This is a genomic window from Pseudomonas sp. PA-6-3C (assembly GCF_021605825.1).
GTDB classification, from domain to species: domain Bacteria; phylum Pseudomonadota; class Gammaproteobacteria; order Pseudomonadales; family Pseudomonadaceae; genus Aquipseudomonas; species Aquipseudomonas edaphica.
Genome location: NZ_WKDV01000001.1, coordinates 196,579 through 223,430, shown reverse-complemented (window position 1 = coordinate 223,430; position 26,852 = coordinate 196,579). Strand labels below are relative to the sequence as shown.

Here is a 26,852-nt window from a genome sequence, read left to right as displayed (position 1 = left end):
TTTGAGACAGGTGTGAGGCTGCAATGGCCTCACCCTAATGCGGTATCCATCACCATCATCAAACAAAACCCGATGCACAACCCCAGGCTGGCAAGCTTTTCGTGACCGTTGCGGCGCGATTCCGGGATCACTTCGTGAGTCACCACCAGCAACATAGCCCCCGCCGCCAGCGCAAGCCCCAATGGCAACAGAACCTCAGCCAGGCTCACCAACCACGCACACAGCACGGCAAACACCGGCTCGACCAAGCCTGACGCGGCGCCGATCAAGAACGCCTTGACCCGCGACATGCCCGCCCCAGCCAGCACCAGTGCAATCACCAAACCTTCCGGCACATCCTGCAAGGCAATGCCCATGGCCAGGCTGTCGGCGTCCGGCATGCCGCCACCGGCAGAAACACCCACTGCCATACCTTCCGGAATGTTGTGAGCAATGATGGCGAACACAAACAACCAGATACGCGGCGCAATCACGGGTTTATCCGACGTACCCACCAGCATTTCCGGGCTCGCACCGGAAACCTTGCGGTCTACCAGATACAGCCCGCACGCCCCCAGCATGATGCCGAAGCTGATCAAACCACTGGCGCCCCAAGGCGAGAGCCCCAGGCCTTCGGCAGCCGCAATGCCCGGTACGATCAACGAGAAAGCCGTCGCCGCCAACATTACCCCGGCACCGAAGCCCAGCAAGGTATCGCTCAGCGCTACCGGCATGCGGCGTATGACCAGCACGGGCACCGCGCCCAGTGCCGTGCCGAGCGCGCAGATAGCGCCGCCCTGCAAGGCGCGCAGGATACGCGGTTCAAGGTTTAGCCAGGCCAGCCCATGGGCCACCAGCAATGCAGTCCCTGCCAACAGCAACAGCGAGCCAAACGCATAACGAAACATTCGCCCGCTGCTGATCGCCAGTGTTTCAGTGCCCATAGTCGGCCTTAGATCTTGTTATAGGTTGAATATCAGGCCAGGGCGGCCTGGTAGCGTGCGGCGACTTCCGGCCAGTTGATCACGCTATAAAAGGCGTTGATGTATTCCGGGCGACGGTTCTGATACAGCAGGTAATAGGCGTGCTCCCACACGTCCAGGCCCAGTATTGGCGTGTTGCCGCTCATCAACGGGCTGTCCTGATTGCCACTGCTTTCCACCACCAGTGTCTTCTGCGGGGTGACACTCAGCCATGCCCAGCCGCTGCCGAAGCGGGTCAAGGCGGCCTTGGTGAAGGCCTCTTTGAAACTGTCGAAGCCGCCCAAATGCTCGTCGATGGCTTTGCCCAGTGCGCCGTCAGGTTTACCGCCGCCCTTTGGAGACATCACCGCCCAGAACAACGAGTGGTTGGCGTGACCACCCCCTTGGTTGATCACGGCAGCACGCAGTTTTTCCGGCAGTTGCTGCACGCTGGACACCAACTTCTCTACCGGCCAACCCGCAAACTCCGTGCCTTCGACCGCTGCATTGAGGTTGTTGATGTAGGTTTGGTGATGCTTGGTGTAGTGAATCTCCATGGTTTGCGCATCAATATGCGGCTCCAGGGCGTCGTAGGCGTAAGGCAGGGCAGGCAAGGTGTAGGTCATATCAATGTGCTCCGTAGTGTGGAGTGATCGGTTGCGCCGCAGTACCGCCCAGCAGGCGATGGGTACGCGGGTACTCGCCGTGATCGCTGATGAAATTCAACAGTTCGACGTAGGTCTTGCTGCTCTGGCGCAGCGCCGCCTCGCGCAATTGCGGGTTCAGACGCGGGTCCTGCATGGTCTGCAACAGCCGTTGGTGAATGGCGCACAGGTATTCCGCGCTTTCCTCCGGCTGGTTCAGGCGCAGGTGCAGGTCCGCCAGGTTGTGGTGGGAAATGACGCAAGCCGCCACTGCTTCGTCGGCATCCGCCCAACGCTCGAACAACACTTGCGCCAGGGCCAGGGCTTGCAAATAGGCCTCACGAGCGTCGACCAGCTCGCCCGCCATAAAACAGCGATTGGCCCGTTCGATCGTGCGTTTCCAGTGCTCCATGGTGCGCCTCCAAAGCAGGGTCGGTGATTACACGCCGCCGGCCGTGAGCTTTTCCGGGTCCAGCAGGATCTCCAGTTGGCTACGTGACAAGTCGGTGTGCTCAAGAGCGACATCGATCACCGGGCGGCCTTGCTGATAGGCCTTCTTGGCGATTTCAGCGGCCTTTTGGTAACCAATGATCGGGTTGAGTGCGGTGACCAGGATCGGGTTGCGCGACAGCGCTTCCTTAAGCTTGGCTTCGTTGACCTTGAAGCTGGCGATGGCTTTGTCGGCCAGCAGGAGGCTGGCATTGGCCAGCAATTCGAGGCTGCTAAGCAGGTTCTGGGCGATGATCGGCAGCATCACGTTCAGCTCGAAGTTGCCGGACTGACCCGCCACAGTGATCACCGTGTCATTGCCGATGACCTGGGCGGCAACCATGGCGGTGGCCTCCGGAATCACTGGATTGACCTTGCCCGGCATGATCGAGGAGCCTGGCTGCAAGCCTTCCAATTCGATTTCACCCAAGCCTGCGAGCGGGCCGGAGTTCATCCAGCGCAGGTCGTTGGCGATTTTCATCAGCGATACCGCAGTGGCTTTCAACTGGCCGGAAACGGCAACGGCGGTGTCCTGGGAGCCGATCAGCGCGAACAGGTTCTTGCCGGGGGTGAATTTCACCCCGCTAAGGATGCTCAGTTGCTGACTGAAACGCGCAGCAAATTCGGGGTGCGCATTGATCCCGGTACCAACCGCCGTGCCACCCTGTGCCAGCGCCTGCAAGCTCGGCAGCAAATCCTGCAAATGGCCGATATTGGCCTTGAGCTGTTGCGCCCAACCATTAAGCACCTGGCTCATGCGCACCGGCATGGCGTCCATCAGGTGCGTTCGGCCGGTCTTGATGAACGGGTGGACCTCTTCGCCCTTTTGCTCGATGACTTGCACCAAGTGCAGCAAGGCCGGCAGCGTTTGCTCATGCAGCACCAAGGCTGCGCTGACGTGGATGGTGGTTGGGATAATGTCGTTGCTGCTTTGGCCACAGTTCACATGATCATTGGGGTTAACCGCTTCACCCAGCAAACGGCTGGCCAAGGTCGCAATCACTTCGTTGGCATTCATGTTCGAGCTGGTGCCGGAGCCTGTCTGGAAAATATCCACCGGGAAGTGCGGCATGAAGTTGCCTTCGAGCAAGCCCTGGGCCGCGTCAACGATGGCCTTGCCCTGCCCTTCGCTGATTTGCTTGAGGTCGACATTGACCTTCGCGGCGGCGGCCTTGGCCAGGATCAGGGCGCGAATGAATTGCGCCGGCATGCGTTGATGACTGATCGGAAAATTGTTCACCGCGCGCTGGGTCTGCGCGCCATACAAAGCCTCGGCAGGCACTTGCAGCTCGCCCATGCTGTCGCGTTCGATACGGGTGTTACTCATCGTTTGATCCTTGCACCAGGTCGGAGTGAGAAATAGACGGCAGCAATTCGCAGGTCGCCAATTGCCAGGCAAAGGTCTGCCAGCGCTTGAGGCGGCAGGCACAGTGGGAAAGTTTTTCCAGGTCGCGAAGTGGGCGCCAGGCCTGGTCCAGGCACATGGATCGCCAGTGCCAGGGCAAGGCGATGTCGCCCGCGGTGTCGATCAAAAGGCGGAATGACGTTTCGGCGATCGTCCACGGATGGGTCGCGGTGCAGCACGCCAGGTATCGCCCTTCGTTGAGGTAATGTTCGATCAGTCGCGGTTCATTAGGATCAAGGCCGCAGCGAATCTGACGACTCATCCAACGCCAACTTTCCAGGTACGGATCCTCATGCAGGACAGAACTCATGATCCACGCTCATTCGGTAATGATATTTATTATTAAATGATATTGAGAATCAAAACAAGAGCAGCAAATTGCAGCCATTAAAAAAGGCACGCCATCTTGAGGATGGCGTGCCTTTTTGATGAAGCGTCGCGCCGTTAACTGCCGGCGACGGTCATCCGCTCAATCAGCACCGAACCGGTGCGAATGTTGCTGCGCAGCTCCAGGTCATTACCCACTGCGACGATCTGCTTGAACATATCGCGCATGTTGCCGGCAATAGTCACTTCCTGGACGGCGAATTGAATCTCGCCATTTTCTACCCAGAAACCCGCCGCACCGCGTGAATAATCACCGGTCACCATGTTCAGGCCACTGCCCATCAGCTCGGTGACCAGCAGGCCTCGGCCCATACGACGCAACAGCGCTGCCTGGTCTTCATCGCCATGGGTGACGAACAGGTTGTGCACGCCACCGGCGTTCGCCGTGCTTGGCAGGCCCAGCTTGCGACCGGCGTAAGTGCCCAGCACGTAGGACACCAACTCGCCCTTTTCGACAAACGGTTTGGCATAGGTGGCCAGGCCATCACCATCGAATGAGGAACTGCCCATGGCACGCATCAGGTGCGGGCGCTCATCAATCGTCAGCCATTCAGGAAACAGTTTCTGGCCAATCGCGCCTTCAAGGAACGAAGATTTTCGGTACAGGTTGCCGCCGGAAATCGCGCCCAGGAAACTGCCGAACAAACCGCCAGCCAGCTCGGCCGAAAACAGCACCGGCACCTCGCACGTTGGTACCGGGCGTGCACCCAGGCGGCTCGCTGCACGTTGCGCCGCGCGCTGACCGATGCTGACTGGATCGGCGAGCAATTCGCCCTGGCGGCTCACGTCGTACCAGTAATCGCGCTGCATCTGGCCATTGGCTTCGGCGATCATCACGCAGCTCAAGCTATGGCGAGTGGAGGCATAACCACCGATAAAACCATGGCTGTTACCGTAGACACGGCAGCCTTGATGAGTGCTCAACGTGGTGCCATCAGCGTTCTTGATGCGGGCATCGGCATCAAACGCCGCTGCTTCGCAGATCAGTGCCTTTTCGATCGCTTGCTCGGGCGTGATGTCCCAGGCGTGAAACAGATCGAAATCCTTCAAGTCCTTGGCCATCAGCGCTTTGTCGGCCAGGCCCGAGCTTTCATCCTCGGAGGTGTGCTTGGCAATCGCCAGCGCCGCCGCCACGGTTTCACGAATTGCTTCCGGCCCACTGGCGGAAGTACTGGCCGAGCCTTTGCGCTGCCCGGCATACAACGTGATACCAAAACCCTGGTCGCGATTGAATTCAACAGTTTCTACTTCACGCTGGCGCACCGACGTCGACAGCCCCTGCTCCAGCGACACGGCTACTTCACAGGCGCTGGCCCCCTGGCGCTTGGCCTCGGCAAGGATCTGCTCGACTTGTTCCTGCAGTGCCGGTAACGCTTGCGGACCGACGCTTTGGGCTGCACTCATGGTTTTCTCCACTCAAATTCTGCTTTCGGTTAAGGCCATCGAGCGACCGGGCCGGACAAGCGGCCCCCGACTGGTTATCATGGCGGCGTTTCTTTGCGGACTGCCACCATGGTTGATTCTTACGACGACTCCCTCGATGGGGAGAAAAGCAAAACCCAGGTCAAACGCGAGCTGCATGCGCTGGTTGACCTCGGCGAGCGCCTTACAACGCTCAAGAAAGACTTGATTGCCAAATTGCCACTGACCGACGAAATGCGCCGGGCGCTTGCGGATGCTCCCAAGCACACCGCGAATATCGCGCGTAAACGGCACATCATGTTTATCGGCAAGCTGATGCGCGATCAGGACACTGATGCCATTCTGGCCTTGCTCGATCAAACCGATGCCTCCACTCGCCAGTACAACGAACGCTTCCATAACCTGGAGCGCTGGCGTGACCGCCTGATCTCGGGCGATGACGCGGTGCTGGAGAAATTCGTGCTGGACTACCCGGACGCGGACCGCCAGCAACTGCGCTCCCTGATCCGTCAGGCCCAGCACGAGCAGGCGCATAACAAGGCGCCGGCCACCAGCCGTAAAATCTTCAAATACATCCGTGAGCTGGACGAGACTCAACGCGGCCTGCGTTGACCCTCTTCCCCGGGTGGCGGTCTTCGCCACCCGAAGCTCCGGCCATTACGACCCCGTGCCACCCACGGTGATCGCATCGATTTTCAAGGTTGGCTGACCGACGCCGACTGGCACCGACTGCCCATCCTTACCGCAGGTGCCCACGCCGCTGTCCAGCGACAGGTCATTACCGACCATCGACACCTTGCTCATGGCTTCCGGCCCATTGCCAATCAACGTCGCCCCTTTGACCGGCGCGGTAATCTTGCCGTCTTCGATCAGGTACGCTTCGCTGGTGGAGAACACAAACTTGCCGCTGGTGATATCGACCTGGCCGCCGCCGAGGTTGGCGCAGTAGATCCCGCGTTTTACCGAGGCGATGATTTCCGCGGGGTCGCTTTCGCCACCGAGCATGTAGGTGTTGGTCATGCGCGGCATCGGCAGGTGCGCGTAAGACTCGCGACGGCCGTTACCGGTACGCGCCACACCCATGAGGCGGGCGTTGAGCTTGTCCTGCATATAGCCCTTGAGCACGCCGTTTTCAATCAGCGTGGTGCATTCGGTCGGCGTGCCTTCGTCGTCGACACTCAACGAGCCACGCCGGCCGGCCAGGGTGCCGTCATCGACAATGGTGCAGAGTTTGGATGCAACCATCTCGCCCATGCGCCCGCTGTAGGCCGAACTGCCTTTGCGGTTGAAGTCGCCTTCCAGGCCGTGGCCCACGGCTTCGTGCAGCAGCACGCCAGACCAGCCCGAGCCCAACACCACCGGCAAGGTACCGGCCGGCGCCGGAATGGCTTCCAGGTTGACCAGCGCCTGACGCAGCGCTTCACGGGCGTAACCCATGGCGCGGTCTTCAGCGAGGAAATAACGGTAGTCGGTACGCCCGCCACCGCCGTGACCACCGCGCTCGCGGCGGCCGTTCTGCTCAACAATGACACTCACGTTGAAACGCACCAGCGGCCGCACGTCCGCCGCCAGCCCGCCGTCCGTGGACGCCACCAGAATGCGCTCCCACACGCCAGCCATGCTCACCGTTACTTGCTGAATACGCGGGTCGAGCGCACGAGTGGCCGCATCGATACGCTTGAGCAAATCGACCTTTTCCGCGCGGCTGATCACCTCCAGCGGGTTATCCGGCGCGTACAGCTGGGCCACGTCCTGAGTGCTGAAAGCCTGCACAGTGCCGTTCTGGCCGGCGCGGGAAATCGAGCGTGCCGCGCGCGCCGCCAGGCCGAGGGCTTCAAGGGTGATGGCGTTGCTGTAGGCAAAACCAGTCTTTTCACCGGATTGCGCGCGCACGCCTACGCCTTGGTCAAGGTTGAAACTGCCTTCCTTGACGATGCCGTCTTCGAGGGCCCACGACTCGGAAATCTGGCCCTGGAAATACAGGTCGGCCGCGTCGATGCCCGGCCCGGCCAGATCACCGAGCACGGTTTGCAAACTTTCGATGGTCACGCCACCGGGTGCCAGGAGGTGTTCACTGACTGAGGACAACAACTCGCTCATAGGTTTGGCCTTAAATTCATCGTTCTGAAGCAGGCCGCTGCGCGCCCTGCGAGAAAAAGCGCCGATGATTGACCACCGGCATGCGCGCCCGTATCGACGCTTGTTCACTGCTATCGCGTTCGGCCAACAACACCGCTTCGCCTTGATCCTGTTGTGTCAGCACACGCCCCCAAGGGTCGACAATGGCTGCGTGGCCAAAGGTTTCCCGTGGCCCCGGGTGCGCACCGCCTTGAGCGGCGGCCAATAAATAGCACTGGGTTTCGATGGCTCGCGCCCGAATCAGTACATCCCAATGTGCCGCGCCGGTCACCGCCGTAAAGGCCGAAGGTGCAGTAATCAACTCCGCCCCCGCCGCACGCAGCTCGCTGTACAGCTCGGGAAACCGCAAGTCGTAGCACACCGTCAGGCCCAAGCGCCCCACCGGCGTGTCCGCCACCACCACATTACTGCCGAAAGCATAGTCGTCGGATTCACGATAACGGCCCCTGGCATCTGCAACATCGACATCAAACAGGTGCAGTTTGTCGTAACGGGCAACGATTTCGCCCTGATCATCGATCAATAGCGAGCAAGCGTTGGACTTGGCGTGCGGTTGGTCCTTGGGCGGCAACGGCAAAGTGCCGGCCACTATCCATAAGGTGAGGTCGCGGGCGGTCTGTTTCAACCAGGGCAGGATCGGGCCTTCGCCCAAGGCTTCGGCACGACCGATATCGGCCACGTCGCGGCGGCCCATGGCGGCGAAGTTTTCCGGCAGTACCGCAAGCTTCGCACCGCCCGCAGCCGCTTGCTCCAGCAAGCGCCGGGCCTGTGCCAGGTTGGCCAGCACATCGCTCTGGCTGACCATTTGAATTACCGCAAAGGGCATGGGCCGACACTCCATAATAGGCATGCGGCCATGCTACTCCACAGGCTCTCAGTTTGGCTTTTCAAATGGCTTGTCGAAGGTGATTTTTGGATCCTTCCACGGGCCTTGAACCTTGTATTGCACGCTGGCGAAGCGCGAAACACGGTCACCGATCAGCTTGTCGATCAGGAACAACGCGCCGCCAATGGCGGGCGCGCCGACAATCAGCGCGGCAATCGGCAGGTTGTTGGTCACCGGCAACGTGACCAGCAGCTTGGCGTCGACACGGTCAGCCACCAGGTCCAGGGTGCCATTGAGCTCCAGGTTGGTGGACGGGCCGGTCATGGTGATGGGTTCACGGGTGACGAACACCCCATCACTGGCGGCCAGCAAGCCTTTGACCCGGTCATAACTCAAGCCCTTGCCGAGCAGGTCCGAGAAGTCCAGGCGCAAACGGCGACCGATCGAATTGAAGTTGAGCAAACCAAACACCCGCAAGGCCTGGGCGCCACCTTCCACTTCGACAAACTGGCCTTTACGGAATGACGCATCCAGGCTACCGGAGAAACGCTTGGGGCCAACCCAGGCCGGCGAACCCGGCCAACGGCCATCCACATCCAGGTGGAAGTCTTCGCTGGTCACGGTCGGCGCAAAACCCCAGCCCTTGAGTACGTCGGCAATGTTCTTGCCGTCCAGGCGGCCCTTGTACCAGCTGCTGCTGGCGCCGGGCGCGCCTTCCCAACCGCCGGCACCATTAAGCTGCATGCCCTTGAGGCCGAGGTTGAGGTTGTTGAAGGCCAGGCCCTTGGCAGTCGGGCGGATCTTCAGCGACCAGGCGCCCACCAGGTCGGGGCCCTGGAACAGCTGGTTGATGGCGATATCCAGCGCGGGGATGTCCTTGGGGTCGATATCCGCCAACGGGTCCGGTGCGTTTTCGTCGGCCTGCGCGGTCGGGTCCACCGCCGGCAGCTTCACGTATTGCAGGTTGATCGCAATCGGCGCGCCCTTGGCGTCCGGCAGGTTGACCGTGCCCTTGGCCTGCTGGCTGTCGAGCTGCAAACCCCAGGCGGCAGGCTTGCGGTCCAGCTGAAGGTTGGCCTGATCAAGCTGGGTGCCAAAACCGATCAGTTTGCCCACTTTGAAGTCGGCACCACTGAGCAACTGTTTGGCGCTGCCGCCTGGGTCGTTACCGGCGTAGCGGTTGGCGAGTTTTTTCCATGGGTCAATATCCAGTTCCGACAGCACACCGCGAATACGCAAGCCTTTGGCTGCGGGCAACACAGCATTGCCGGCGCCAAGGAACAACTCCCCGCGCCCATCATTGAATTTGTCCGGCGGCGAGGCAAAGGTAAAGCTCGCCAATTCGCCGTAGTCGAACCAGTAACGACGCTCGGCACCTTGCAACGTCATGCGGAACACACTGTCACGGCCTTGGCTGGCAGGCATGCCGAAGGGCGCCGGCAGGTCTACCGCCACACCCTTCATATTGGAACTGACCATCAGTTGGCTGTCGGCGCCGTCCAGTGTGAGTTGCAGCTGGTACGGAATATCACCGGACACTGGCAACGGCTGGCTGATTTTTAACCAATCGGTCAGGCGCTTGACCGTGACCTGGCCCTTGGCGGTGACGCGGGTACTGATGTTGCCTGGCTTGCCATCGGCAACAATTTGCGCGGTGATCGGTCGATCGAATGCCTGGGCCGAGATGTTCTGGCCACTCAAGCCCTTGCTGCTGTCGAAGCGGAAATCGCCCTTGAGCTGTGTCAGGTCCAAGGTCGGCTCCGCCAATTGAAGACGGGCTTTGTCGGTCTTGAAGTCCACCACGATCTTCGGCTCGGTGCCTTTGACCAGCGGAATGTCCAGGTCCAGATTGCCTTGCAGGTCGCCGTCGCCCTTCCAGCCGGCAAAGGTTGAACCCGTGCCTATCGGCGCGTCCTGAAGGATCTTCAAACCATCACCCAGGCCGCCCGCAAACCCACCGGTGATCAGCAGGTGGCTGTCTTTACCGGCCGGTGCGTGGGGAATATTGACGTACACGTCCTTGACCTTGGTGTCGAGCAATTGGCCCTTGCTGGCCAGGATGCGCACGCCGCTCTCCTCGACAAACACTTCGCCATTGACCTTGCTCACATGCGGCCAACCCGGCTGGAAGGCCAGTTCGGCGTCATGCACCTTGAAGAACAAGCTGATGTTGCGCGCAGCGGGCAGCGCGTCATGGTTGAGCGAACCTTGGTACTGGAAGAACCCTTGGTCCACGGCGCCTTTAAGAATTGCGGTGCGCAGCCATTCATCCAGGGACGGGCTCAACACGGCCGGCAAATACTTGGGCGTGAAACGACCATCGCCATCGACCATACCGACCCGCAGGTCCATGTAGTCTTCCTGGGCATGGTCGAAGTGCAGGCGAATCAGGAAGTCGGCAGCCACTTTGCCCTCCTCGCCCAGCACCTTGATGTAAGGGGCAATCAGGGTGAAGCCTTCTTTATCCAGCTTCCATGTCAGGCGCGCGTTGGCCTGGATGTACTGCCAGGGCTTGGCGAAGATCGGGTACAGGTGCAGGGAAAAATCCTTGCTGTCCATACGCAACTCACCTTGGCCCAAATCGCCACTGATACTCCCGGATACGTTCCGTGCGGCTGGCGCACCGAAGTACGCGTCAAAACCGATGCGTTCAAGGTTGGCGGCGAAGCTGAGTTTTTTATCGGTGGCGTCCTGCGGACGGAAATCCACCAACACATTGCGCAACACGCCCGTGGCCTTGAGGTGCTCGATGGTTTTGGCAAAACCTTCCGGCAATGGCGCCAAGGCATTCAACAGCGGGGTAACAGGGGTCAGGTCAAGGCGGTCAGCCTGAAGCTTCCAGGTTTCCTGGTCTTTGTCGGTCGCCACGCTTTGTTGCAGTTGCAGGTGTGATTCCCAGCGGGTATCGCCGATGTTCATCGCCAGTGAATCGAACAACACCTTAAGGCCACTGTCACTGCGTTGCAGGTAGGCGGTCAGGGCGAGGTTTTCGATATGCACAGGTTTGCGGTCGGCGTAACTGCCCTTTAGTTGCGGTGAGTTGAGGCGCACCACGGCACTTTGGACGGTGCCTTTGCCCCAATTGAGCCAGAACTCGCCACCGGCTTTGAACTGAGTGAGCTTCCATTGCTGGGTCAGCCTGGCGGGAATCCATTTGGCCCAGTCACTTTGAGGCAGGCTCAGGTAGGCTTCGACTTCGCCCTCTTTCCATGCGCTTGCACGAATACGGCTACGAAGGCTCAGCGCCAAAGGCTGGCCGTCCGGCAGGGTGAGGCGTGCATCCAGGCGTTGGCGGGTGTTGCCGGTATGCAGGCTCAGGCCCACATAGGTCAGGGTCAACGGCGCTTGCTCGAACGGCTGCAATGTCACCTGGCTGTCGAGCAACGACACGCGCTTGACCATCTGCATGCGCGTGAGCAACTGCTGCGGGTCCAACGGCTGGTCATCCTGCACCGGCAAACCTTGCAGCGCCCAGTGGCCGTCCTGGTCTTCCTTGACACTCAACTGCAGGCCGCTGACTTCCAGGTGGGCGATGCGCACTTCGCGCGCCATCAGGCTGGCCCAGATATCCGGCACCACTTCAACCTGATCCAGGCGCAAGGCGCTGTTGCCTTCGCCGACCATCACGTCGTGGGCCAGCAATATCGGCGCGAAACCACTCCAGCGCCCTTCGAGGCTGCCGATGTGCAGGGGCATCTCCACCGCAGCCTGCGCCTTGGCTTCAACTTCGGCGCGGTACTCCGCCACCAGTGGGACCAACTCACGACCCAGGCTCACGTACACCGCCGCCAGTACCAGCAGCAAGGCGCACAGGCCCAGGCCCCAACGGGTCAAGGCGGCAAAAAAGCGTGTCAGACGCTCCATGTCAGGCGACCCTCAAGGCAGTTAGCGGACGGCAGATCAACGCCTGCCGGTCTCGAATAAAGAAAGCGATTGGGGATCAGAGCAGCACCACGTCGTATTGTTCCTGGGAATACATGGTTTCGACCTGGAAACGAATGGTACGCCCGATAAAACCCTCAAGCTCAGCAACGTTACCGGACTCTTCATCCAGCAATCGGTCGACCACTTTCTGGTTGGCAAGCACTCTATAGCCTTCCGCCTGGTAGGCACGTGCCTCCCGTAAGATTTCGCGGAAAATCTCGTAGCAAACCGTTTCCGGGGTCTTCAACTTTCCACGCCCCTGGCAACTGCTGCACGGCTCGCACAGCACTTGCTCAAGGCTTTCGCGGGTGCGCTTGCGGGTCATCTGCACAAGACCAAGCTCGGTGATCCCGATAATGTTGGTCTTGGCGTGGTCACGCTCCAGTTGCTTCTCCAGGGTGCGCAGCACTTGGCGCTGGTGCTCTTCGTCTTCCATGTCGATGAAGTCGATAATGATGATGCCGCCCAGGTTGCGCAGGCGCAGTTGACGGGCAATCGCGGTGGCCGCTTCGAGGTTGGTCTTGAAGATGGTTTCTTCGAGGTTGCGATGGCCCACGAACGCGCCGGTGTTGACATCGATGGTGGTCATGGCTTCGGCCGGATCGACCACCAGATAGCCGCCGGACTTGAGCGGCACTTTGCGCTCCAGGGCTTTCTGGATTTCATCTTCGACGCCATACAGGTCGAAGATCGGCCGCTCGCCAGGATAATGCTCCAGGCGGTCGGCAATTTCCGGCATCAGCTCGGCCACGAATTGCGTAGTGCGCTGGAAGGTTTCCCGCGAGTCGATGCGAATTTTCTCGATCTTTGGGCTGACCAGGTCACGCAAAGTACGCAACGCTAGACCGAGGTCTTCATAGATGACGCTCGGCGCACCAATGGTTTTGATCTGTGCGCCGATCTGATCCCACAGCCTGCGCAGGTAGCGGATGTCCATGAGGATTTCGTCAGCACCGGCGCCTTCAGCGGCGGTGCGCAGGATAAACCCGCCGGCTTCCTTGATGCCTTCGGCCGCTACGCAGTCGCTGACCACCTTTTTCAGGCGCTCGCGCTCGGCTTCGTCTTCAATCTTGAGGGAAATACCCACATGCGCGGTACGCGGCATGTACACCAGATAGCGCGAGGGGATCGACAGTTGCGTCGTCAGCCGCGCGCCTTTTGAACCGATCGGATCCTTGGTGACTTGCACCACCAGGCTCTGCCCTTCGTGCACCAGGGCGCTGATGCTTTCTACCGCCGGGCCTTCACGCAGGGAAATTTCCGAGGCGTGGATAAACGCGGCACGGTCCAGGCCGATGTCGACGAAAGCCGCCTGCATGCCCGGTAATACGCGCACCACCTTGCCTTTATAGATATTGCCGACAATACCGCGCTTCTGGGTGCGCTCGACGTGCACTTCCTGCAGAACACCGTTTTCTACCACCGCCACGCGCGATTCCATCGGCGTGATATTGATCAGAATCTCTTCACTCATGGCTGGGTCTCGTTCAGGCGTTTTCACAATAGTGACCGATCGCTTAAGGCTTGGCGCGCAAATAAAGGCGTTCAGCGCGCGGTAAGGTTTTGCCAACAGGGTATGCCGAATTGGCCGAGCAGTTGCGCGGTTTCGCACACCGGCAGGCCGACCACAGCGGAATAGCTGCCATTGAGCCCGGCGACAAACACCGAACCCAGTCCCTGGATAGCATAGCCGCCGGCCTTGTCCGCAGGTTCGCCACTGTGCCAGTAGGATGTAGCTTCCTGGACAGAAATAGCGCGAAAACGTACACGACTGCTTACACAACGCGTTTCGCAACGATGGCCGTCGGTGAGGGCAATGGCAGTGAGCACTTCATGTTCACGACCTGAAAGCGCCATCAGCATCGCCAAGGCATCGGCTTGGTCCACGGGCTTGCCAAGGATCTGGCCATCCACGATCACCGCCGTGTCCGCACCCAGCACACAGGCCTGCACACTTTGTTCAAGCGCAGCAAAACCCGCCTCGGCCTTGCCGCGCGCAAGGCGCTCGACGTAGGCAACGGCGGGTTCATTAGTAAGAGGGGTTTCATCAATGGCGGCGCTGACCACGGTGAAAGGCACACCGATCTGGGTCAACAGTTCACGCCGCCTCGGTGAGCCCGAGGCCAGGTAAAGCGAATTCATTGCAGACTCTCCCTGTAGAGTTTGATAACCAGGCAGAGCCTCGCAATCCATTCAATTGATTTTATAGCGACGACGTAACCCACGCAGGCCGAAACTGACCCAAGGCCACAGCAGCGCACTGACCAACGCTGGCAACACCAGCGCCAAGGTCGGTTGGCGGTTGCCGGTCAAGGCACTGAGCCACAGTTGCACCAACTGCGCCAGGCCGAAGATCACCAGGATCACCAGGCACTGTTGCCACATCGGGAACATGCGCAAACGCTGCTGCAACGACAGCACCAGGAAAGTAATCAGCGTGAGGATCAATGCGTTCTGACCCAGCAAAGTGCCATAGAGCACGTCTTCCGCCAAGCCCAGGCACATCGCCGTGACCATCCCGACTTTATGCGGCAGGGTCAGCGACCAGAACGCGAGCAACAACGCGAGCCAGAGCGGTCGCAGGATCTCCATGAATTGCGGCAGCGGCGAGACGCTGAGCAATAAGCCGATGGCGAAGGTCAGCCAGACGATCCAACCATTGCGTGAATGAGTACCGGCCATTATTCCTCCCTCTGCCGCGTGGTTGCCGGGGCAGCGGCCGCTGGTCGAGCGGCTGGTGTGGCGGCAGGCGTCGACGCAGGCGGTTTGGTTGCGGCGGGTTTCGCCGGGCGGGCGTTGTGGGTGGCAGGTTTAACGGGCGTCGCCACCGGTGCTGCCGGAGTTGCCACCGGTGCAGGCGGCCCAACAAATGCGGGCTTGGGCACCGTTGCGGGAACGATCGGCGTTATACCGTTCTGCTTGTCTTCCGCTTCCTGGGCCTGGGCGGCGTCGTTGGCGCGCTCTTCCGGAGTGCGATTGTCGCTGAATACCAGCAACAGATAGCGGCTGCGGTTCAAGGCAGCGGTTGGCACGGCACGCACGATAGCGAAAGGCTGGCCGGAATCGTGGATCACTTCCTTGACCGTCGCCACCGGGTAACCCGCCGGGAAGCGCTGACCCAAACCGGAGCTGACCAGCAGGTCGCCTTCCTTGATATCGGCGGTGTCGGCAACGTGACGCAACTCCAGACGCTCCGGGTTGCCGGTGCCGCTGGCAATCGCCCGCAGGCCGTTACGGTTGACCTGTACCGGAATGCTGTGGGTGGTGTCCGTCAGCAACAATACCCGTGAGGTGTAGGGCATAAGCTCCACCACCTGGCCCATCAGCCCACGGGCATCAAGCACCGGCTGGCCCAGCACGACACCGTCGCGCTCACCCTTGTTGATGATGATGCGGTGGGTAAAGGGATTTGGGTCCATGCCGATCAACTCGGCCACTTCGACCTTCTCGTTGACCAATGCCGAAGAATTGAGCAACTCGCGCAGCCGAACGTTCTGCTCGGTGAGGGCCGCGAGCTTTTGCATGCGCCCCTGCAACAGCAGGTTTTCAGTCTTGAGTTTTTCGTTCTCGGCGACCAGCTCGGTGCGGCTGCCGAATTGGCTGGCCACGCCCTGGTAGAGCCGTTGCGGCAGGTCAGTGATCCAGTAAGTCTGCATCAACACCAGCGACATCTGGCTGCGCACGGGCTTGAGCAGTGCAAAGCGGGCATCGACCACCATCAGCGCGACCGAAAGCACGACCAGCACCAATAAGCGCACGCCCAATGAGGGGCCTTTGGCGAAAAGCGGTTTAATAAGCCGCTCCTCCCAGGCAAATGTTCTCTTTATTCATACGGCATCAAACCGGCCTGGATGCAGATTGAAGAAGATAAACGCCAACAGGCAGCACTGCAAAGTGCTGCCTGCGGGCGAAGCATGGTGCAACCAACGATCTTATTCGCTGGAGAGCAGGTCCATGGTGTGTTTATCCATCATTTCCAGTGCACGACCACCGCCACGGGCAACGCAGGTCAGCGGGTCTTCGGCGACGATCACCGGCAGGCCGGTTTCCTGGGCCAGCAGCTTGTCGAGGTCGCGCAGCAAGGCGCCACCACCGGTCAGCACCAGGCCACGCTCGGCGATATCGGAAGCCAGTTCCGGCGGCGATTGCTCCAGGGCGCTTTTCACAGCCTGAACGATGGTGGCCAGGGACTCTTGCAGAGCTTCCAGCACTTCATTGGAGTTCAGGGTGAAGGCACGTGGAACGCCTTCGGCCAGGTTGCGACCACGAACGTCGACTTCGCGAACTTCGCCGCCCGGGTAAGCGGTGCCGATTTCCTGCTTGATGCGCTCAGCGGTAGATTCGCCGATCAGGCTGCCGTAGTTACGGCGTACATACGTGATGATCGCTTCGTCGAAACGGTCGCCGCCTACACGCACGGATTCGGCATACACCACACCGTTCAGGGAAATCAGGGCGATCTCGGTAGTACCACCACCGATATCCACCACCATCGAACCGCGCGCTTCCTCAACCGGCAGGCCGGCGCCGATTGCGGCAGCCATAGGCTCTTCGATCAGGAACACTTCACGGGCACCGGCACCAAGGGCCGATTCACGGATGGCACGACGCTCCACCTGGGTGGACTTGCACGGAACGCAGATCAGCACACGAGGGCTGGGCTGCAGAAAACTGTTTTCGTGAACTTTGTTGATGAAGTACTGCAGCATCTTTTCGCAGACGCTGAAGTCGGCGATCACGCCGTCTTTCATCGGACGAATGGCAGCAATATTGCCTGGTGTACGGCCGAGCATGCGCTTGGCCTCGGTGCCTACGGCAACGACACTTTTCTGATTACCATGGGTCCGAATGGCCACAACCGATGGCTCATTCAGAACGATACCGCGCTCGCGCACGTAAATAAGGGTGTTGGCAGTGCCCAGGTCAATGGAAAGATCGCTGGAAAACATGCCACGCAGTTTCTTGAACATGGGGAAAGGACCCTAGGCAACGCGTGGGTAAAAAAGTGCGGCAAACTCTAACAACGACAGGGATTTTGGGCAAGGCGCCAATGTGCTAAATTGGCCGACTTTCTGTGCACCAACCCCCACAATCGCGGCCTTATGACCGTAGAAATGCGGTAGTGTTCCGACAATCTAACACACGGATGCCCTCCGTTCTGTTTTCCACTGGAGAAACCCATGGCGCTTGAACGCTCCGACGTGGAAAAAATCGCGCATCTGGCCTCGCTTGGCCTTAATGACGCCGATCTTCCACAGACCACCGCAGCCCTGAACAGCATTCTCGGGCTGGTCGACCAAATGCAGGCCGTAAATACCGACGGCATCGAGCCCCTGGCTCACCCGCTGGAAGCCAGCCAGCGCCTGCGTGCAGACGTTGTGACCGAGCGAAATAATCGCGAGGCCTACCAGTCCATCGCGCCAGCGGTCGAAAACGGCCTGTACCTGGTTCCGAAAGTCATCGACTAAAGGGAAAGAGCCTTTCATGCATCACATGACTCTGGCCGAGATCGCCCGCGGTCTCGCCGACAAAAAGTTTTCTTCCGAAGAGCTGACCCAGACCCTGCTGGCGCGAATTGCCGCGCTGGACCCCAAGGTCAACAGCTTTATCAGCCTCACCGAGGAACTGGCCCTGAGCCAGGCCAAGGCCGCCGACGCACGTCGCGCCAACGGTGAAAACGGCGCACTGCTGGGCGCACCCATCGCCCACAAAGACCTGTTCTGCACCCAGGGCATTCGCACCAGCTGCGGCTCGAAGATGCTCGACAACTTCAAGGCACCCTACGATGCCACCGTAGTGTCCAAGCTGGCGGCCGCCGGGGCCGTGACCCTGGGCAAGACCAACATGGACGAATTCGCCATGGGTTCGGCCAACGAGTCGAGCTACTACGGTGCGGTAAAAAACCCGTGGAACCTGGAGCACGTGCCCGGCGGTTCCTCCGGCGGCTCGGCTGCTGCTGTTGCCGCGCGTTTCCTGCCGGCGGCCACGGCCACCGACACCGGCGGCTCGATCCGCCAGCCCGCCGCTTTCACCAACCTCACTGGTTTGAAGCCGACCTACGGTCGCGTTTCCCGTTGGGGCATGATTGCCTATGCCTCCAGCCTCGATCAGGGCGGCCCGCTGGCACGCACGGCTGAAGACTGCGCAATATTGTTACAAGGTATGGCCGGGTTCGATAAACAGGACTCCACCAGCATCGATGAGCCGGTGCCGGACTACAGCGCCAGCCTTAATACCTCGCTTAAAGGCCTGCGTATCGGCGTGCCGAAAGAGTATTTCAGCGCCGGTCTCGACCCGCGTATCGCCGAACTGGTGCACAACAGCATTAAAGAGCTGGAAAAGCTCGGTGCCGTGATCAAGGAAATCAGCCTGCCGAACAACCAGCACGCGATTCCTGCGTACTACGTGATCGCGCCGGCAGAAGCCTCCTCGAACCTGTCGCGTTTCGACGGCGTGCGCTTCGGCTACCGCTGCGAAAACCCGAAAGACCTTACCGACCTGTACAAACGCTCCCGTGGCGAAGGCTTCGGTGCCGAAGTACAACGCCGGATCATGGTCGGTGCCTACGCGCTTTCCGCCGGTTACTACGACGCGTACTACCTCAAGGCGCAAAAGATCCGTCGCCTGATCAAGAACGACTTCATGGCCGCCTTTGAAGAAGTCGACGTGATCCTCGGCCCGACCACGCCGAACCCGGCCTGGAAGATCGGCGCCAAGACCGGCGACCCGATCGCCGAGTACCTGGAAGACCTCTACACCATCACCGCCAACCTCGCGGGCTTGCCGGGCTTGTCCATGCCCGCAGGTTTCGTCGATGGCCTGCCGGTCGGCGTGCAATTGCTCGCCCCGTATTTCCAGGAAGGCCGCCTGCTCAATGTGGCGCACCAGTACCAGTTGAACACCGACTGGCACACTCGCACCCCTACCGGCTTCTGAGGAGAACACTATGCAATGGGAAGTTGTGATCGGGCTGGAGATTCATACCCAGCTCGCCACCCAATCGAAGATTTTCTCCGGTAGCGCCACCACGTTCGGCGCAGAACCCAACACCCAGGCCAGCCTGGTCGACCTGGGCATGCCCGGCGTACTGCCAGTGCTGAACGAGGAAGCGGTGCGCATGGCGGTGATGTTCGGCCTGGCGATTGACGCCGAGATCGGCCAGCACAACGTGTTCGCGCGCAAGAACTACTTCTACCCGGACCTGCCCAAGGGCTACCAGATCAGCCAGATGGAATTGCCGATCGTCGGCAAGGGCTACCTGGATATCCCGCTGGAAGACGGCACCATCAAGCGTGTCGGCGTGACCCGTGCGCACCTGGAAGAAGATGCCGGCAAGAGCCTGCATGAAGAATTCAACGGCGCCACCGGTATCGACCTGAACCGCGCCGGTACGCCGCTGCTGGAGATCGTTTCCGAGCCGGACATGCGCAGCGCCAAGGAAGCCGTGGCCTACGTCAAGACCATCCACGCGCTGGTGCGCTACTTGGGCATCTGCGACGGCAACATGGCCGAAGGTTCGCTGCGTTGCGACTGCAACGTGTCGGTGCGGCCAAAAGGCCAGGCCGAGTACGGCACACGCTGCGAGATCAAGAACGTCAACTCGTTCCGCTTCATCGAGAAGGCGATCAACACCGAAGTGCGTCGCCAGATCGAGCTGATCGAAGACGGCGGCAAGGTGATCCAGCAAACGCGCCTGTACGACCCGAACAAAGACGAAACCCGCGCCATGCGCAGCAAAGAGGAAGCCAACGACTACCGTTACTTCCCCGACCCGGACCTGTTGCCGGTGATCATTGAGGACTCGTTCCTTAATGACGTGCGTGCCACCCTGCCGGAACTGCCGCCGCAAAAACGCGAGCGTTTCCAGGAACAGTTCGGCCTGTCGGTCTACGATGCCAGCGTATTGGCCTCCAGCCGTGAGCAAGCCAACTACTTCGAAAAAGTCGTGAGCATTGCCGGCGACGCCAAGCTGGCGGCCAACTGGGTGATGGTTGAGCTGGGCAGCCTGTTGAACAAACAGGGCCTGGAGATCGACGAAGCCCCGGTGACCGCCGAGCAGTTGGGCGGCATGCTGCTGCGCATCAAAGACAACACTATCTCCGGCAAAATCGCCAAGACCGTGTTTGAAGCGATGGCCGCAGGCGAAGGCAGCGCCGACGACATCATCGAGAAGCGTGGCCTCAAGCAAGTCACCGACAGCGGCGCTATTTCGGCCGTGCTCGATGAGATGCTCGCCGCCAATGCCGAGCAAGTTGAACAATACCGTGCGGCAGACGAAGCCAAGCGCAGCAAGATGTTCGGCTTCTTTGTCGGCCAGGCGATGAAAGCCTCCAAAGGCAAAGCCAACCCGCAACAGGTGAACGAACTGCTCAAAAGCAAGCTCGAAGGCTGACACTTGATCGTTCCCACGCTCTGCGTGGGAACGCCTCACTGGACGCTCCGCGTCCGCTTTTGTGACGCGGAGCGTCACGGGCTGCATTCCCACGCAGAGCGTGGGAACGATCAATTGGGGGTTTGTTGAACATGAAGCGTCTACTCGGCCTCCTGGCCCTGTTCTCTCTGTTGGCCGGTTGCGCCAGCGGCCTCATCGACCCCAACGGCTACGACGAAACCGGCACCGCCTCCTATTACGGCGCCAAGCACCATGGCAATAGAACCGCCAGCGGTGAACCCTTCAACCAGAATGCCCTGACCGCCGCCCATCGGCGCCTGCCCTTCGGCACGCGGGTCAAGGTGACCAATCTCGACAACAACAGATCCGTCGTGCTGCGCATCAATGATCGCGGCCCGCACACCCGTGGCCGTCTGATCGATGTTTCCCGCAAAGCGGCTGAGCAACTCGGTATGCTGGGCAGCGGCACCGCACGGGTTCGCGTGCAAGCGCTGAGCAACTGACAGGAGCCTTGGCCATTTCCGTACTCACCGCCCTCTCGCCCTTCAGCCTGCTCGAACTGGTCAGCGGCCTGCTGCTGCTGATTCTCGGCGCCGAAATCCTGGTGCGCGCCGCCGTGCGCCTGGCGGCCAGCCTCAAGGTGCGGCCGCTGATCATCGGCTTGAGCATCGTTGCCTTCGGCAGCAGCGCGCCGCAAATGACCGTCAGCCTGCAAGCCACCCTGGCCGGCAATACCGATATCGCCGTGGGCAGCGTGATCGGCAGCAGCATATTCAACATCCTCGTCACCTTGGGCCTGTCTGCGCTGATCATCCCGCTGCGGGTGTCGCGACAACTGGTGCGCCTGGACATCCCGGTGATGATTTGCGCCGCGCTGCTGGTGTTTACCCTGTCGGCCAATGAAACGTTGACGCCCGTTGACGGGCTGGTACTGCTCGCAGCGCTGGTGGCCTACCTGGGTGTGCTGCATTACCAGACCCGCCATTCCCGGCGCCCGCGCACGCTGGACACCGTGGCCAGAGCGCCGTGGTTGAGCAGCGTGCTGCTGATGCTCGGCGGGCTGCTGATTCTGGTGCTGGCCGGGCATTTGCTGCTGGGCGCGGCGGTGGACGTGGCGAGCGACCTGGGCCTGTCGGAGCGCATCGTCGGCCTGACCTTGATCGGCGTCGGCACTTCGTTGCCGTGCCTGGCCACTTCGCTGATTGCCGCAGTGCGCGGCGAGCGCGAGATTGCCGTGGGCAATGTGATCGGCAGCAGCCTGTTCAACCTGCTCGGTGTGCTGGGGTTTACCGCGTTGGTAGCGCCGTCACCGCTGTCGGTATCGCCCAACGCCCTCGATTTCGATTTGCCGGTAATGCTCGGCGTGGTGGCGCTGTGCCTGCCGGTGTTCTACACCGGTTACCGAGTCACCCGCGCCGAAGGCCTGGTCTTTCTGAGCCTGTACCTGGTGTACGCATTGCATGTGGTCTCGTTCACGTTCGGCATGCCCTTGGCTACCCGTCTTGAAAAACTGATGTTGTATTACGTCCTGCCGGCGCTGGTGGCGTTTCTGGTACTCAGCACGCTGCGAGCCTGGCGCCGCCAACACAAGAGGGAAGCGCAATGACCGATCAGAGAAAGCCCGGGGTTGAGATGCGTCGCCAGGTGATGGGCGACGTGTTCGTCGATCGCGCCCTGGGCAACGCCACCGAGTTCACCCAGCCGCTGCAGGATTTTGTCAACGAACATGCCTGGGGCAGCGTGTGGAATCGCGAAGGCTTGCCCTTGAAGACTCGCAGCCTGATCACCCTGGCAGCCCTGACCGCACTCAAGTGCCCGCAAGAACTCAAGGGCCACGTGCGCGGCGCACTGAACAATGGCTGCACGGTGGAAGAGATTCGCGAAGCGCTGCTGCATTGCGCGGTGTACGCGGGTGTGCCGGCGGCGATTGATGCGTTTCGGGCGGCGCAGGAAGTGATTGAGGCGTATCAGGCAGACCAGTAGTGACTGTTAGATAGCCATCGCAGGCAAGCCAGCTCCCACATTTGAACTGTGAATACATTCAAAATGTGGGAGCTGGCTTGCCTGCGATTGGCCCTCAAGCACACCACAAACCTTAGATCCACCCACCCGCCTGCAACACAAAAATCCCGATATTGGTGGTCACCACCGCCATCAACGTGGTGATCACAATAATCGCCGCCGCCAACTCATGGTTGCCCTCAGCCGCCCTGGCCATGACAAAACTCGCCGCCGCCGTCGGCGCGCCGAAATACAGAAACAAAATCCCCAATTCCGGCCCACGAAAGCCCAGCAGCCACGCGCCCAACGTCGCGAATAGCGGCAGGCCGATCATCTTCACCAGGCTGGCACTCAAGGCCATGCTCCCGCTTTTGCGCAAGGCCGCCAATGACAAGGTGCCGCCGATGCAGATCAGCGCCAGCGGCAAGGTCATGTCCGCCAGATACTGCCCGGACGACTCCAGCCACCCCGGCAAGCCGATCTTGAAGATCGCGAACGGCGCGGCGACGATCACACTGATGATCAGCGGGTTGGCTATCACGCTTTTGAAAATGCTCCACGGGTCGGACTTGATCACCGGGCTGTACACCGCCAGCACAATGGTCGACAGCGTGTTGTAGAACAGGATCACCAGCGCCGCGAGAATCGCGCCAAGGGAGATGCCGTAGTCGCCGTACATGCTGGCCGCCAGCGCCAGGCCGATCACGCCGTTATTGCCGCGAAACGCGCCCTGGGCATAAATGCCACGGTCTTCACGCGGGCAGCGAAAGATCGCCCAGCCCCAGGCCACAGCAAAGCTCAGCAGCGTGGCAACGGCAAAGTAGATCAACAAACCGGGTTTGAGCGCCGAATGCAGGTCGGCGTGGAGGATGCCGAGAAACAGCAGCGCCGGCATGGTGACGTTGAACACCAGCGACGATGCAACGTGGATGAAGTTGTCGTTGATCCAGTTGATGCGCTTGAGCAGCACACCCAAAAACAGCATGGCAAACACCGGCGCGGTGATGGTCAGGGTGGTGAGGAAGATAGCCAGCATGCCGGGGAGAACCTTGGTGGGTGTCGTCAGGTGGCTAATGATAAGCCATGCAGCCCGGTTCGTCTGGGCAACCCCGAGCAAATGTGGGAGCTGGCTTGCCTGCGATGGCGCAGTGTCAGTCGATGCATTCGTTACTGATACACCGCCATCGCAGGCAAGCCAGCTACCACAGAGTCCGTGCTGGTCTCAGGTGATGGGCGCGGGGTTGAACAGGGTGATGTCGTTATGCAGCTTATGCCGCTCCGCCCACGTCTGTTTCTTGCCGCTGGCCACATCCAGGTAGAAGTGGAACAGCTCCCAGCCCAGCTCCTCGATGGTCGCACGCCCGGTGGCGATACGCCCGGCGTCGATATCGATCAAGTCCGGCCAGCGCTGCGCCAGTTCCGTGCGCGTTGAGACCTTCACCACCGGCGCCATCGCCAGCCCGTAAGGCGTGCCACGCCCGGTGGTGAACACATGCAGGTTCATCCCGGCCGCCAGTTGCAAGGTGCCACAGACAAAGTCGCTGGCCGGCGTGGCGCAAAAGATCAGGCCCTTGCCCTTGAACCGCTCACCCGGGCCAAGCACGCCATTGATCGCGCTGCTGCCGGATTTGACGATGGAGCCCAGGGACTTCTCGACAATGTTCGACAACCCGCCCTTCTTGTTACCCGGCGTGGTGTTGGCGCTGCGATCCGCCTCACCCTTGGCCAGGTAACGGTCGTACCAGTCCATTTCCCTGACAAGTTCCTGGGCAACTTCCTTGCTCTCGGCGCGCGACGTCAGCAGGTAGATGGCGTCGCGCACTTCGGTGACTTCGGAAAACATCACCGTCGCCCCGGCTCGCAACAGCAAATCCGAGGCATAACCCAACGCCGGGTTGGCGGTGATGCCGGAAAACGCATCACTGCCGCCGCATTGCATGCCCAGGATCAGCTCGGACGCCGGCACGGTTTCCCGGCGACGCTGGTCGAGTTTCTTCAAGCGGGTTTCGGCCAGTGCCATGATCTGCTCGATCATTTCGGTAAACCCGTGGCTGGAGTCCTGCAAGCGGTACAGCCAAGGCTCACTGAGGTCGACAGAACTGTCGTTGTCGTGCATCACCTGCCCGGCCTGCAGCTTTTCGCAGCCCAGGCTGATCACCAGCGCTTCGCCGCCCAGGTTCGGGTTGCGTGCCAGGTTGCGCACGGTGCGGATCGGGATGTAGGCATCGGTCGCGGTGATGGCCACGCCACAGCCGTAGCTGTGGGTCAGCGCCACCACGTCGTCAACGTGCGGGTACTTGGGCAGCAACTCGTCCTTGATGCGCTTGACCGCATGGTCCAGCACACCAGTGACGCATTGCACCGTGGTGGTGATGCCGAGGATATTGCGCGTGCCCACGGTGCCGTCAGCGTTGCGGTAGCCCTCAAACGTGAAGCCTTCCAACGGCGCCTGGGTTGCTGGCACCTCGGTCGACAGCGGCAAGCTGTCCAGCGGCGGCGCAGTCGGCATGCGCAATTGGTCTTCCTGCACCCAACTGCCACGCGGAATCGGCGCCAGCGCATAGCCGATGGTCTGGCCGTAGCGAATAATCTCACCGCCTTCGGGGATATCTTCCAGGGTCACCTTGTGGCTCTGTGGAATGAAATCCACGGTGACCAGGCCGTCCGGAAACTCGGTGCCAGCCGGCACGCCCTGGTCGTTCACCACGATCACCACATTGTCGCGCGCGTGCAAACGAATCGAGCGCGGCGAGTCGGCATGTTCAATCAACTGCATTACATCGCCCCTCAGGAGTGCGCTTGGGTAAGGTTAGTCAGTTCCGGCCCTTTGCTTGGCGGCTCTTTGAGCACCACGCGCTTGATCGGGCCGACGATCACCAAGTAGCTGAACACCGCCAACAGCGCGTTGGCGCCGACGAACACCAACGCCCACTTGAACGAGCCGGTGGTGGCGATGATGTAACCAATCACGATCGGCGTGCTGATGGACGCCAGGTTGCCAAACATATTGAACAAGCCGCCACTGAGCCCGGCGATTTGTTTCGGCGAGGTGTCGGACACCACCGCCCAACCCAGTGCGCCAACGCCTTTGCCGAAGAAGGCCAAAGCCATGAAGCCCACCACCATCCATTCAACGTCAACGTAGTTACACGCGATGATGCTGCTGGAGACCAACAAGCCGGCAATGATCGGCGCCTTGCGCGCGAACGTCAGCGAATGGCCTTTGCGCAGCAGGTAGTCGGAAATCACGCCGCCGAGTACGCCACCGATAAAGCCGCAGATGGCCGGCAAGGATGCAATGAACCCCGCCTTGAGAATGGTCATGCCACGCTCCTGCACCAGATACACCGGGAACCAGGTCAGGAAGAAATAGGTGATGCCATTGATGCAGTACTGGCCCAGGTACACGCCGAGCATCATGCGGTTGGTGAGCAGTTGGCGGATGTAATCCCACTTCGGCCCGTCGGTTTTCTGGCCTTTGGTCTTGTCCTGGTCCATGTCGACCATCGCACCGTTGGCCGCGATGTGGTTGAACTCGGCTTCGTTGATCATCGGATGCTGGCGCGGGCTGTGGATAAGTTTCAGCCAGATCAGCGAGAACAGGATGCCGATGCCGCCCATCACAATAAACACGTGCTGCCAGCCGAAGCTGTAGACGATCCAGCCCATCAGCGGTGCAAACAGTACCGTAGCGAAGTACTGCGCCGAGTTGAAAATCGCCGAAGCAGTGCCGCGTTCGGCCGTAGGAAACCACGCCGCCACAATACGGGCGTTTCCGGGAAACGAAGGCGCCTCAGCCAGGCCCACCAAAAAGCGCAGCATAAACAGCGCAACAATCGCGGTGGAAACCCCGAACTCACCCACATAGCCTTGCAGCACGGTGAACAACGACCAGGTGAAGATGCTCAGCGCGTAGATTTTTTTTGAACCGAACCGGTCCAGCAGCCAGCCACCGGGGATTTGCCCGGCCACGTAGGCCCAACCGAATGCAGAGAAGATATAACCGAGGGTGACCGCGTCGATGCCGAGGTCTTTTTGCAGGCTGGAGCCGGCGATGGCGATAGTGGCTCGGTCGGCGTAGTTGATCGTGGTCACCAGGAACAGCATGAGCAGGATCAAATAGCGGACGTGAGTCGGCTTGGTCGCTTGCATGAAGATGTACTCCCACTAATTATTTTTTTTGCGGGTAATGGTCTTGTTGTATGCGGGACCGGCTTTGTGTGGGAGCTGGCTTGCCTGCGATACAGGCACCGCGGTGTGTCAGGTACACCGCAGTGATGCT

Annotated in this window: 24 protein-coding genes; 7 read left to right on the top strand and 17 right to left on the bottom strand. The window is 60.5% G+C overall.

Going from position 1 to position 26,852, the window contains the following annotated elements; translation table 11 throughout:
* Positions 1 to 29: 29 nt before the first annotated feature.
* The 6 genes from GIW48_RS01080 to pmbA form a co-directional block, all read right to left on the bottom strand.
* Positions 30 to 923, bottom strand: coding sequence for a ZIP family metal transporter (locus tag GIW48_RS01080; RefSeq protein WP_236460312.1), 894 nt, complete (start codon positions 921 to 923; stop codon positions 30 to 32).
* A gap of 32 nt (positions 924 to 955) precedes the next feature.
* Positions 956 to 1,567: a superoxide dismutase gene (locus GIW48_RS01075; RefSeq protein WP_017138242.1), complete on the bottom strand. Its 612-nt coding sequence runs from the start codon at positions 1,565 to 1,567 to the stop codon at positions 956 to 958.
* A 1-nt stretch (position 1,568) separates the two neighbouring features.
* A complete protein-coding gene (locus GIW48_RS01070; protein WP_017138243.1) occupies positions 1,569 to 1,997 on the bottom strand; it encodes a hypothetical protein in 429 nt (142 codons plus the stop codon).
* A 27-nt stretch (positions 1,998 to 2,024) separates the two neighbouring features.
* Positions 2,025 to 3,401 (bottom strand): class II fumarate hydratase, encoded by a 1,377-nt coding sequence (locus GIW48_RS01065; RefSeq protein ID WP_099548386.1) that lies wholly within the window; start codon positions 3,399 to 3,401, stop codon positions 2,025 to 2,027.
* Positions 3,394 to 3,789, bottom strand: coding sequence for a FagA protein (locus GIW48_RS01060; protein ID WP_138449097.1), 396 nt, complete (start codon positions 3,787 to 3,789; stop codon positions 3,394 to 3,396). The genes GIW48_RS01065 and GIW48_RS01060 overlap by 8 nt, the downstream gene beginning before the upstream one ends.
* A gap of 134 nt (positions 3,790 to 3,923) precedes the next feature.
* Entirely contained in the window at positions 3,924 to 5,270 is a 1,347-nt protein-coding gene (gene pmbA, locus GIW48_RS01055; RefSeq protein ID WP_138449094.1) for a metalloprotease PmbA, read from the bottom strand.
* Between the two features lie 108 nt (positions 5,271 to 5,378).
* On the opposite strand from pmbA, the gene yjgA reads away from it, so the two are divergent.
* Complete coding sequence (yjgA, locus tag GIW48_RS01050; RefSeq protein WP_017138246.1) at positions 5,379 to 5,900, top strand: ribosome biogenesis factor YjgA; 522 nt, start codon at positions 5,379 to 5,381, stop codon at positions 5,898 to 5,900.
* Positions 5,901 to 5,945: 45 nt separating this feature from the next.
* Here yjgA and tldD read toward each other — a convergent pair whose 3' ends face one another.
* The 8 genes from tldD to mreB form a co-directional block, all read right to left on the bottom strand.
* Positions 5,946 to 7,388, bottom strand: coding sequence for a metalloprotease TldD (tldD, locus tag GIW48_RS01045; RefSeq protein ID WP_064450712.1), 1,443 nt, complete (start codon positions 7,386 to 7,388; stop codon positions 5,946 to 5,948).
* Positions 7,389 to 7,404: 16 nt separating this feature from the next.
* A complete protein-coding gene (locus GIW48_RS01040) occupies positions 7,405 to 8,253 on the bottom strand; it encodes a carbon-nitrogen hydrolase family protein (protein ID WP_017138248.1) in 849 nt (282 codons plus the stop codon).
* Between the two features lie 48 nt (positions 8,254 to 8,301).
* Entirely contained in the window at positions 8,302 to 12,117 is a 3,816-nt protein-coding gene (locus tag GIW48_RS01035) for a YhdP family protein (RefSeq protein WP_236460311.1), read from the bottom strand.
* A 76-nt stretch (positions 12,118 to 12,193) separates the two neighbouring features.
* Positions 12,194 to 13,651 (bottom strand): ribonuclease G, encoded by a 1,458-nt coding sequence (gene rng, locus GIW48_RS01030; RefSeq protein WP_010213134.1) that lies wholly within the window; start codon positions 13,649 to 13,651, stop codon positions 12,194 to 12,196.
* A gap of 71 nt (positions 13,652 to 13,722) precedes the next feature.
* Positions 13,723 to 14,319, bottom strand: a complete 597-nt coding sequence (locus GIW48_RS01025; protein ID WP_017138249.1) for a Maf family protein — start codon at positions 14,317 to 14,319, stop codon at positions 13,723 to 13,725.
* Between the two features lie 51 nt (positions 14,320 to 14,370).
* Entirely contained in the window at positions 14,371 to 14,859 is a 489-nt protein-coding gene (mreD, locus tag GIW48_RS01020) for a rod shape-determining protein MreD (RefSeq protein WP_017138250.1), read from the bottom strand.
* Positions 14,859 to 15,971 (bottom strand): rod shape-determining protein MreC, encoded by a 1,113-nt coding sequence (gene mreC, locus GIW48_RS01015; protein WP_080593785.1) that lies wholly within the window; start codon positions 15,969 to 15,971, stop codon positions 14,859 to 14,861. The genes mreD and mreC overlap by 1 nt, the downstream gene beginning before the upstream one ends.
* Before the next feature lie 138 nt (positions 15,972 to 16,109).
* Complete coding sequence (gene mreB, locus GIW48_RS01010; protein WP_002555108.1) at positions 16,110 to 17,147, bottom strand: rod shape-determining protein MreB; 1,038 nt, start codon at positions 17,145 to 17,147, stop codon at positions 16,110 to 16,112.
* A 210-nt stretch (positions 17,148 to 17,357) separates the two neighbouring features.
* Between mreB and gatC the strand changes: the two genes are divergently transcribed.
* From gatC to GIW48_RS00980, 6 genes are all read left to right on the top strand, one after another.
* Positions 17,358 to 17,645 (top strand): Asp-tRNA(Asn)/Glu-tRNA(Gln) amidotransferase subunit GatC, encoded by a 288-nt coding sequence (gene gatC / locus GIW48_RS01005; RefSeq protein WP_003188556.1) that lies wholly within the window; start codon positions 17,358 to 17,360, stop codon positions 17,643 to 17,645.
* Positions 17,646 to 17,661: 16 nt separating this feature from the next.
* Positions 17,662 to 19,113 carry an Asp-tRNA(Asn)/Glu-tRNA(Gln) amidotransferase subunit GatA gene (gatA, locus tag GIW48_RS01000; RefSeq protein WP_065911562.1) on the top strand — a complete coding sequence of 484 codons (1,452 nt, stop codon included), beginning with the start codon at positions 17,662 to 17,664 and terminating at the stop codon, positions 19,111 to 19,113.
* 10 nt (positions 19,114 to 19,123) lie between these two features.
* Entirely contained in the window at positions 19,124 to 20,569 is a 1,446-nt protein-coding gene (gene gatB / locus GIW48_RS00995; protein ID WP_099548380.1) for an Asp-tRNA(Asn)/Glu-tRNA(Gln) amidotransferase subunit GatB, read from the top strand.
* Positions 20,570 to 20,700: 131 nt separating this feature from the next.
* Entirely contained in the window at positions 20,701 to 21,072 is a 372-nt protein-coding gene (locus GIW48_RS00990; RefSeq protein WP_026013786.1) for a septal ring lytic transglycosylase RlpA family protein, read from the top strand.
* A 56-nt stretch (positions 21,073 to 21,128) separates the two neighbouring features.
* Positions 21,129 to 22,175: a calcium/sodium antiporter gene (locus tag GIW48_RS00985; protein ID WP_236460323.1), complete on the top strand. Its 1,047-nt coding sequence runs from the start codon at positions 21,129 to 21,131 to the stop codon at positions 22,173 to 22,175.
* Entirely contained in the window at positions 22,172 to 22,552 is a 381-nt protein-coding gene (locus tag GIW48_RS00980; protein WP_017138256.1) for a carboxymuconolactone decarboxylase family protein, read from the top strand. Before GIW48_RS00985 ends, GIW48_RS00980 begins: the two co-directional genes overlap by 4 nt.
* A gap of 112 nt (positions 22,553 to 22,664) precedes the next feature.
* Here the strand turns inward: GIW48_RS00980 and GIW48_RS00975 are convergent, their stop codons facing one another.
* From GIW48_RS00975 to GIW48_RS00965, 3 genes are all read right to left on the bottom strand, one after another.
* Positions 22,665 to 23,606, bottom strand: coding sequence for an AEC family transporter (locus GIW48_RS00975; RefSeq protein ID WP_236460310.1), 942 nt, complete (start codon positions 23,604 to 23,606; stop codon positions 22,665 to 22,667).
* Between the two features lie 186 nt (positions 23,607 to 23,792).
* Entirely contained in the window at positions 23,793 to 25,346 is a 1,554-nt protein-coding gene (gene garD / locus GIW48_RS00970) for a galactarate dehydratase (protein ID WP_176991358.1), read from the bottom strand.
* 11 nt (positions 25,347 to 25,357) lie between these two features.
* Positions 25,358 to 26,722, bottom strand: coding sequence for an MFS transporter (locus GIW48_RS00965; protein WP_099548377.1), 1,365 nt, complete (start codon positions 26,720 to 26,722; stop codon positions 25,358 to 25,360).
* Positions 26,723 to 26,852: the final 130 nt, after the last annotated feature.

Bases quoted from the DNA above. Each gene is read 5' to 3' on its own strand.
- GIW48_RS01080 (WP_236460312.1), bottom strand. From the start codon at position 923: ATGGGCACTGAAACACTGGCGATCAGCAGCGGGCGAATGTTTCGTTAT.
- gatA (WP_065911562.1), top strand. From the start codon at position 17,662: ATGCATCACATGACTCTGGCCGAGATCGCCCGCGGTCTCGCCGACAAA.
- GIW48_RS00980 (WP_017138256.1), top strand. From the start codon at position 22,172: ATGACCGATCAGAGAAAGCCCGGGGTTGAGATGCGTCGCCAGGTGATG.
- gatB (WP_099548380.1), top strand. From the start codon at position 19,124: ATGCAATGGGAAGTTGTGATCGGGCTGGAGATTCATACCCAGCTCGCC.
- GIW48_RS00990 (WP_026013786.1), top strand. From the start codon at position 20,701: ATGAAGCGTCTACTCGGCCTCCTGGCCCTGTTCTCTCTGTTGGCCGGT.
- GIW48_RS00975 (WP_236460310.1), bottom strand. From the start codon at position 23,606: ATGCTGGCTATCTTCCTCACCACCCTGACCATCACCGCGCCGGTGTTT.
- mreB (WP_002555108.1), bottom strand. From the start codon at position 17,147: ATGTTCAAGAAACTGCGTGGCATGTTTTCCAGCGATCTTTCCATTGAC.
- yjgA (WP_017138246.1), top strand. From the start codon at position 5,379: ATGGTTGATTCTTACGACGACTCCCTCGATGGGGAGAAAAGCAAAACC.
- GIW48_RS01040 (WP_017138248.1), bottom strand. From the start codon at position 8,253: ATGCCCTTTGCGGTAATTCAAATGGTCAGCCAGAGCGATGTGCTGGCC.
- GIW48_RS01035 (WP_236460311.1), bottom strand. From the start codon at position 12,117: ATGGAGCGTCTGACACGCTTTTTTGCCGCCTTGACCCGTTGGGGCCTG.
- GIW48_RS01060 (WP_138449097.1), bottom strand. From the start codon at position 3,789: ATGAGTTCTGTCCTGCATGAGGATCCGTACCTGGAAAGTTGGCGTTGG.
- gatC (WP_003188556.1), top strand. From the start codon at position 17,358: ATGGCGCTTGAACGCTCCGACGTGGAAAAAATCGCGCATCTGGCCTCG.
- GIW48_RS01065 (WP_099548386.1), bottom strand. From the start codon at position 3,401: ATGAGTAACACCCGTATCGAACGCGACAGCATGGGCGAGCTGCAAGTG.
- GIW48_RS01025 (WP_017138249.1), bottom strand. From the start codon at position 14,319: ATGAATTCGCTTTACCTGGCCTCGGGCTCACCGAGGCGGCGTGAACTG.
- mreD (WP_017138250.1), bottom strand. From the start codon at position 14,859: ATGGCCGGTACTCATTCACGCAATGGTTGGATCGTCTGGCTGACCTTC.
- GIW48_RS00965 (WP_099548377.1), bottom strand. From the start codon at position 26,722: ATGCAAGCGACCAAGCCGACTCACGTCCGCTATTTGATCCTGCTCATG.
- pmbA (WP_138449094.1), bottom strand. From the start codon at position 5,270: ATGAGTGCAGCCCAAAGCGTCGGTCCGCAAGCGTTACCGGCACTGCAG.
- rng (WP_010213134.1), bottom strand. From the start codon at position 13,651: ATGAGTGAAGAGATTCTGATCAATATCACGCCGATGGAATCGCGCGTG.
- GIW48_RS01070 (WP_017138243.1), bottom strand. From the start codon at position 1,997: ATGGAGCACTGGAAACGCACGATCGAACGGGCCAATCGCTGTTTTATG.
- tldD (WP_064450712.1), bottom strand. From the start codon at position 7,388: ATGAGCGAGTTGTTGTCCTCAGTCAGTGAACACCTCCTGGCACCCGGT.
- GIW48_RS01075 (WP_017138242.1), bottom strand. From the start codon at position 1,567: ATGACCTACACCTTGCCTGCCCTGCCTTACGCCTACGACGCCCTGGAG.
- garD (WP_176991358.1), bottom strand. From the start codon at position 25,346: ATGCAGTTGATTGAACATGCCGACTCGCCGCGCTCGATTCGTTTGCAC.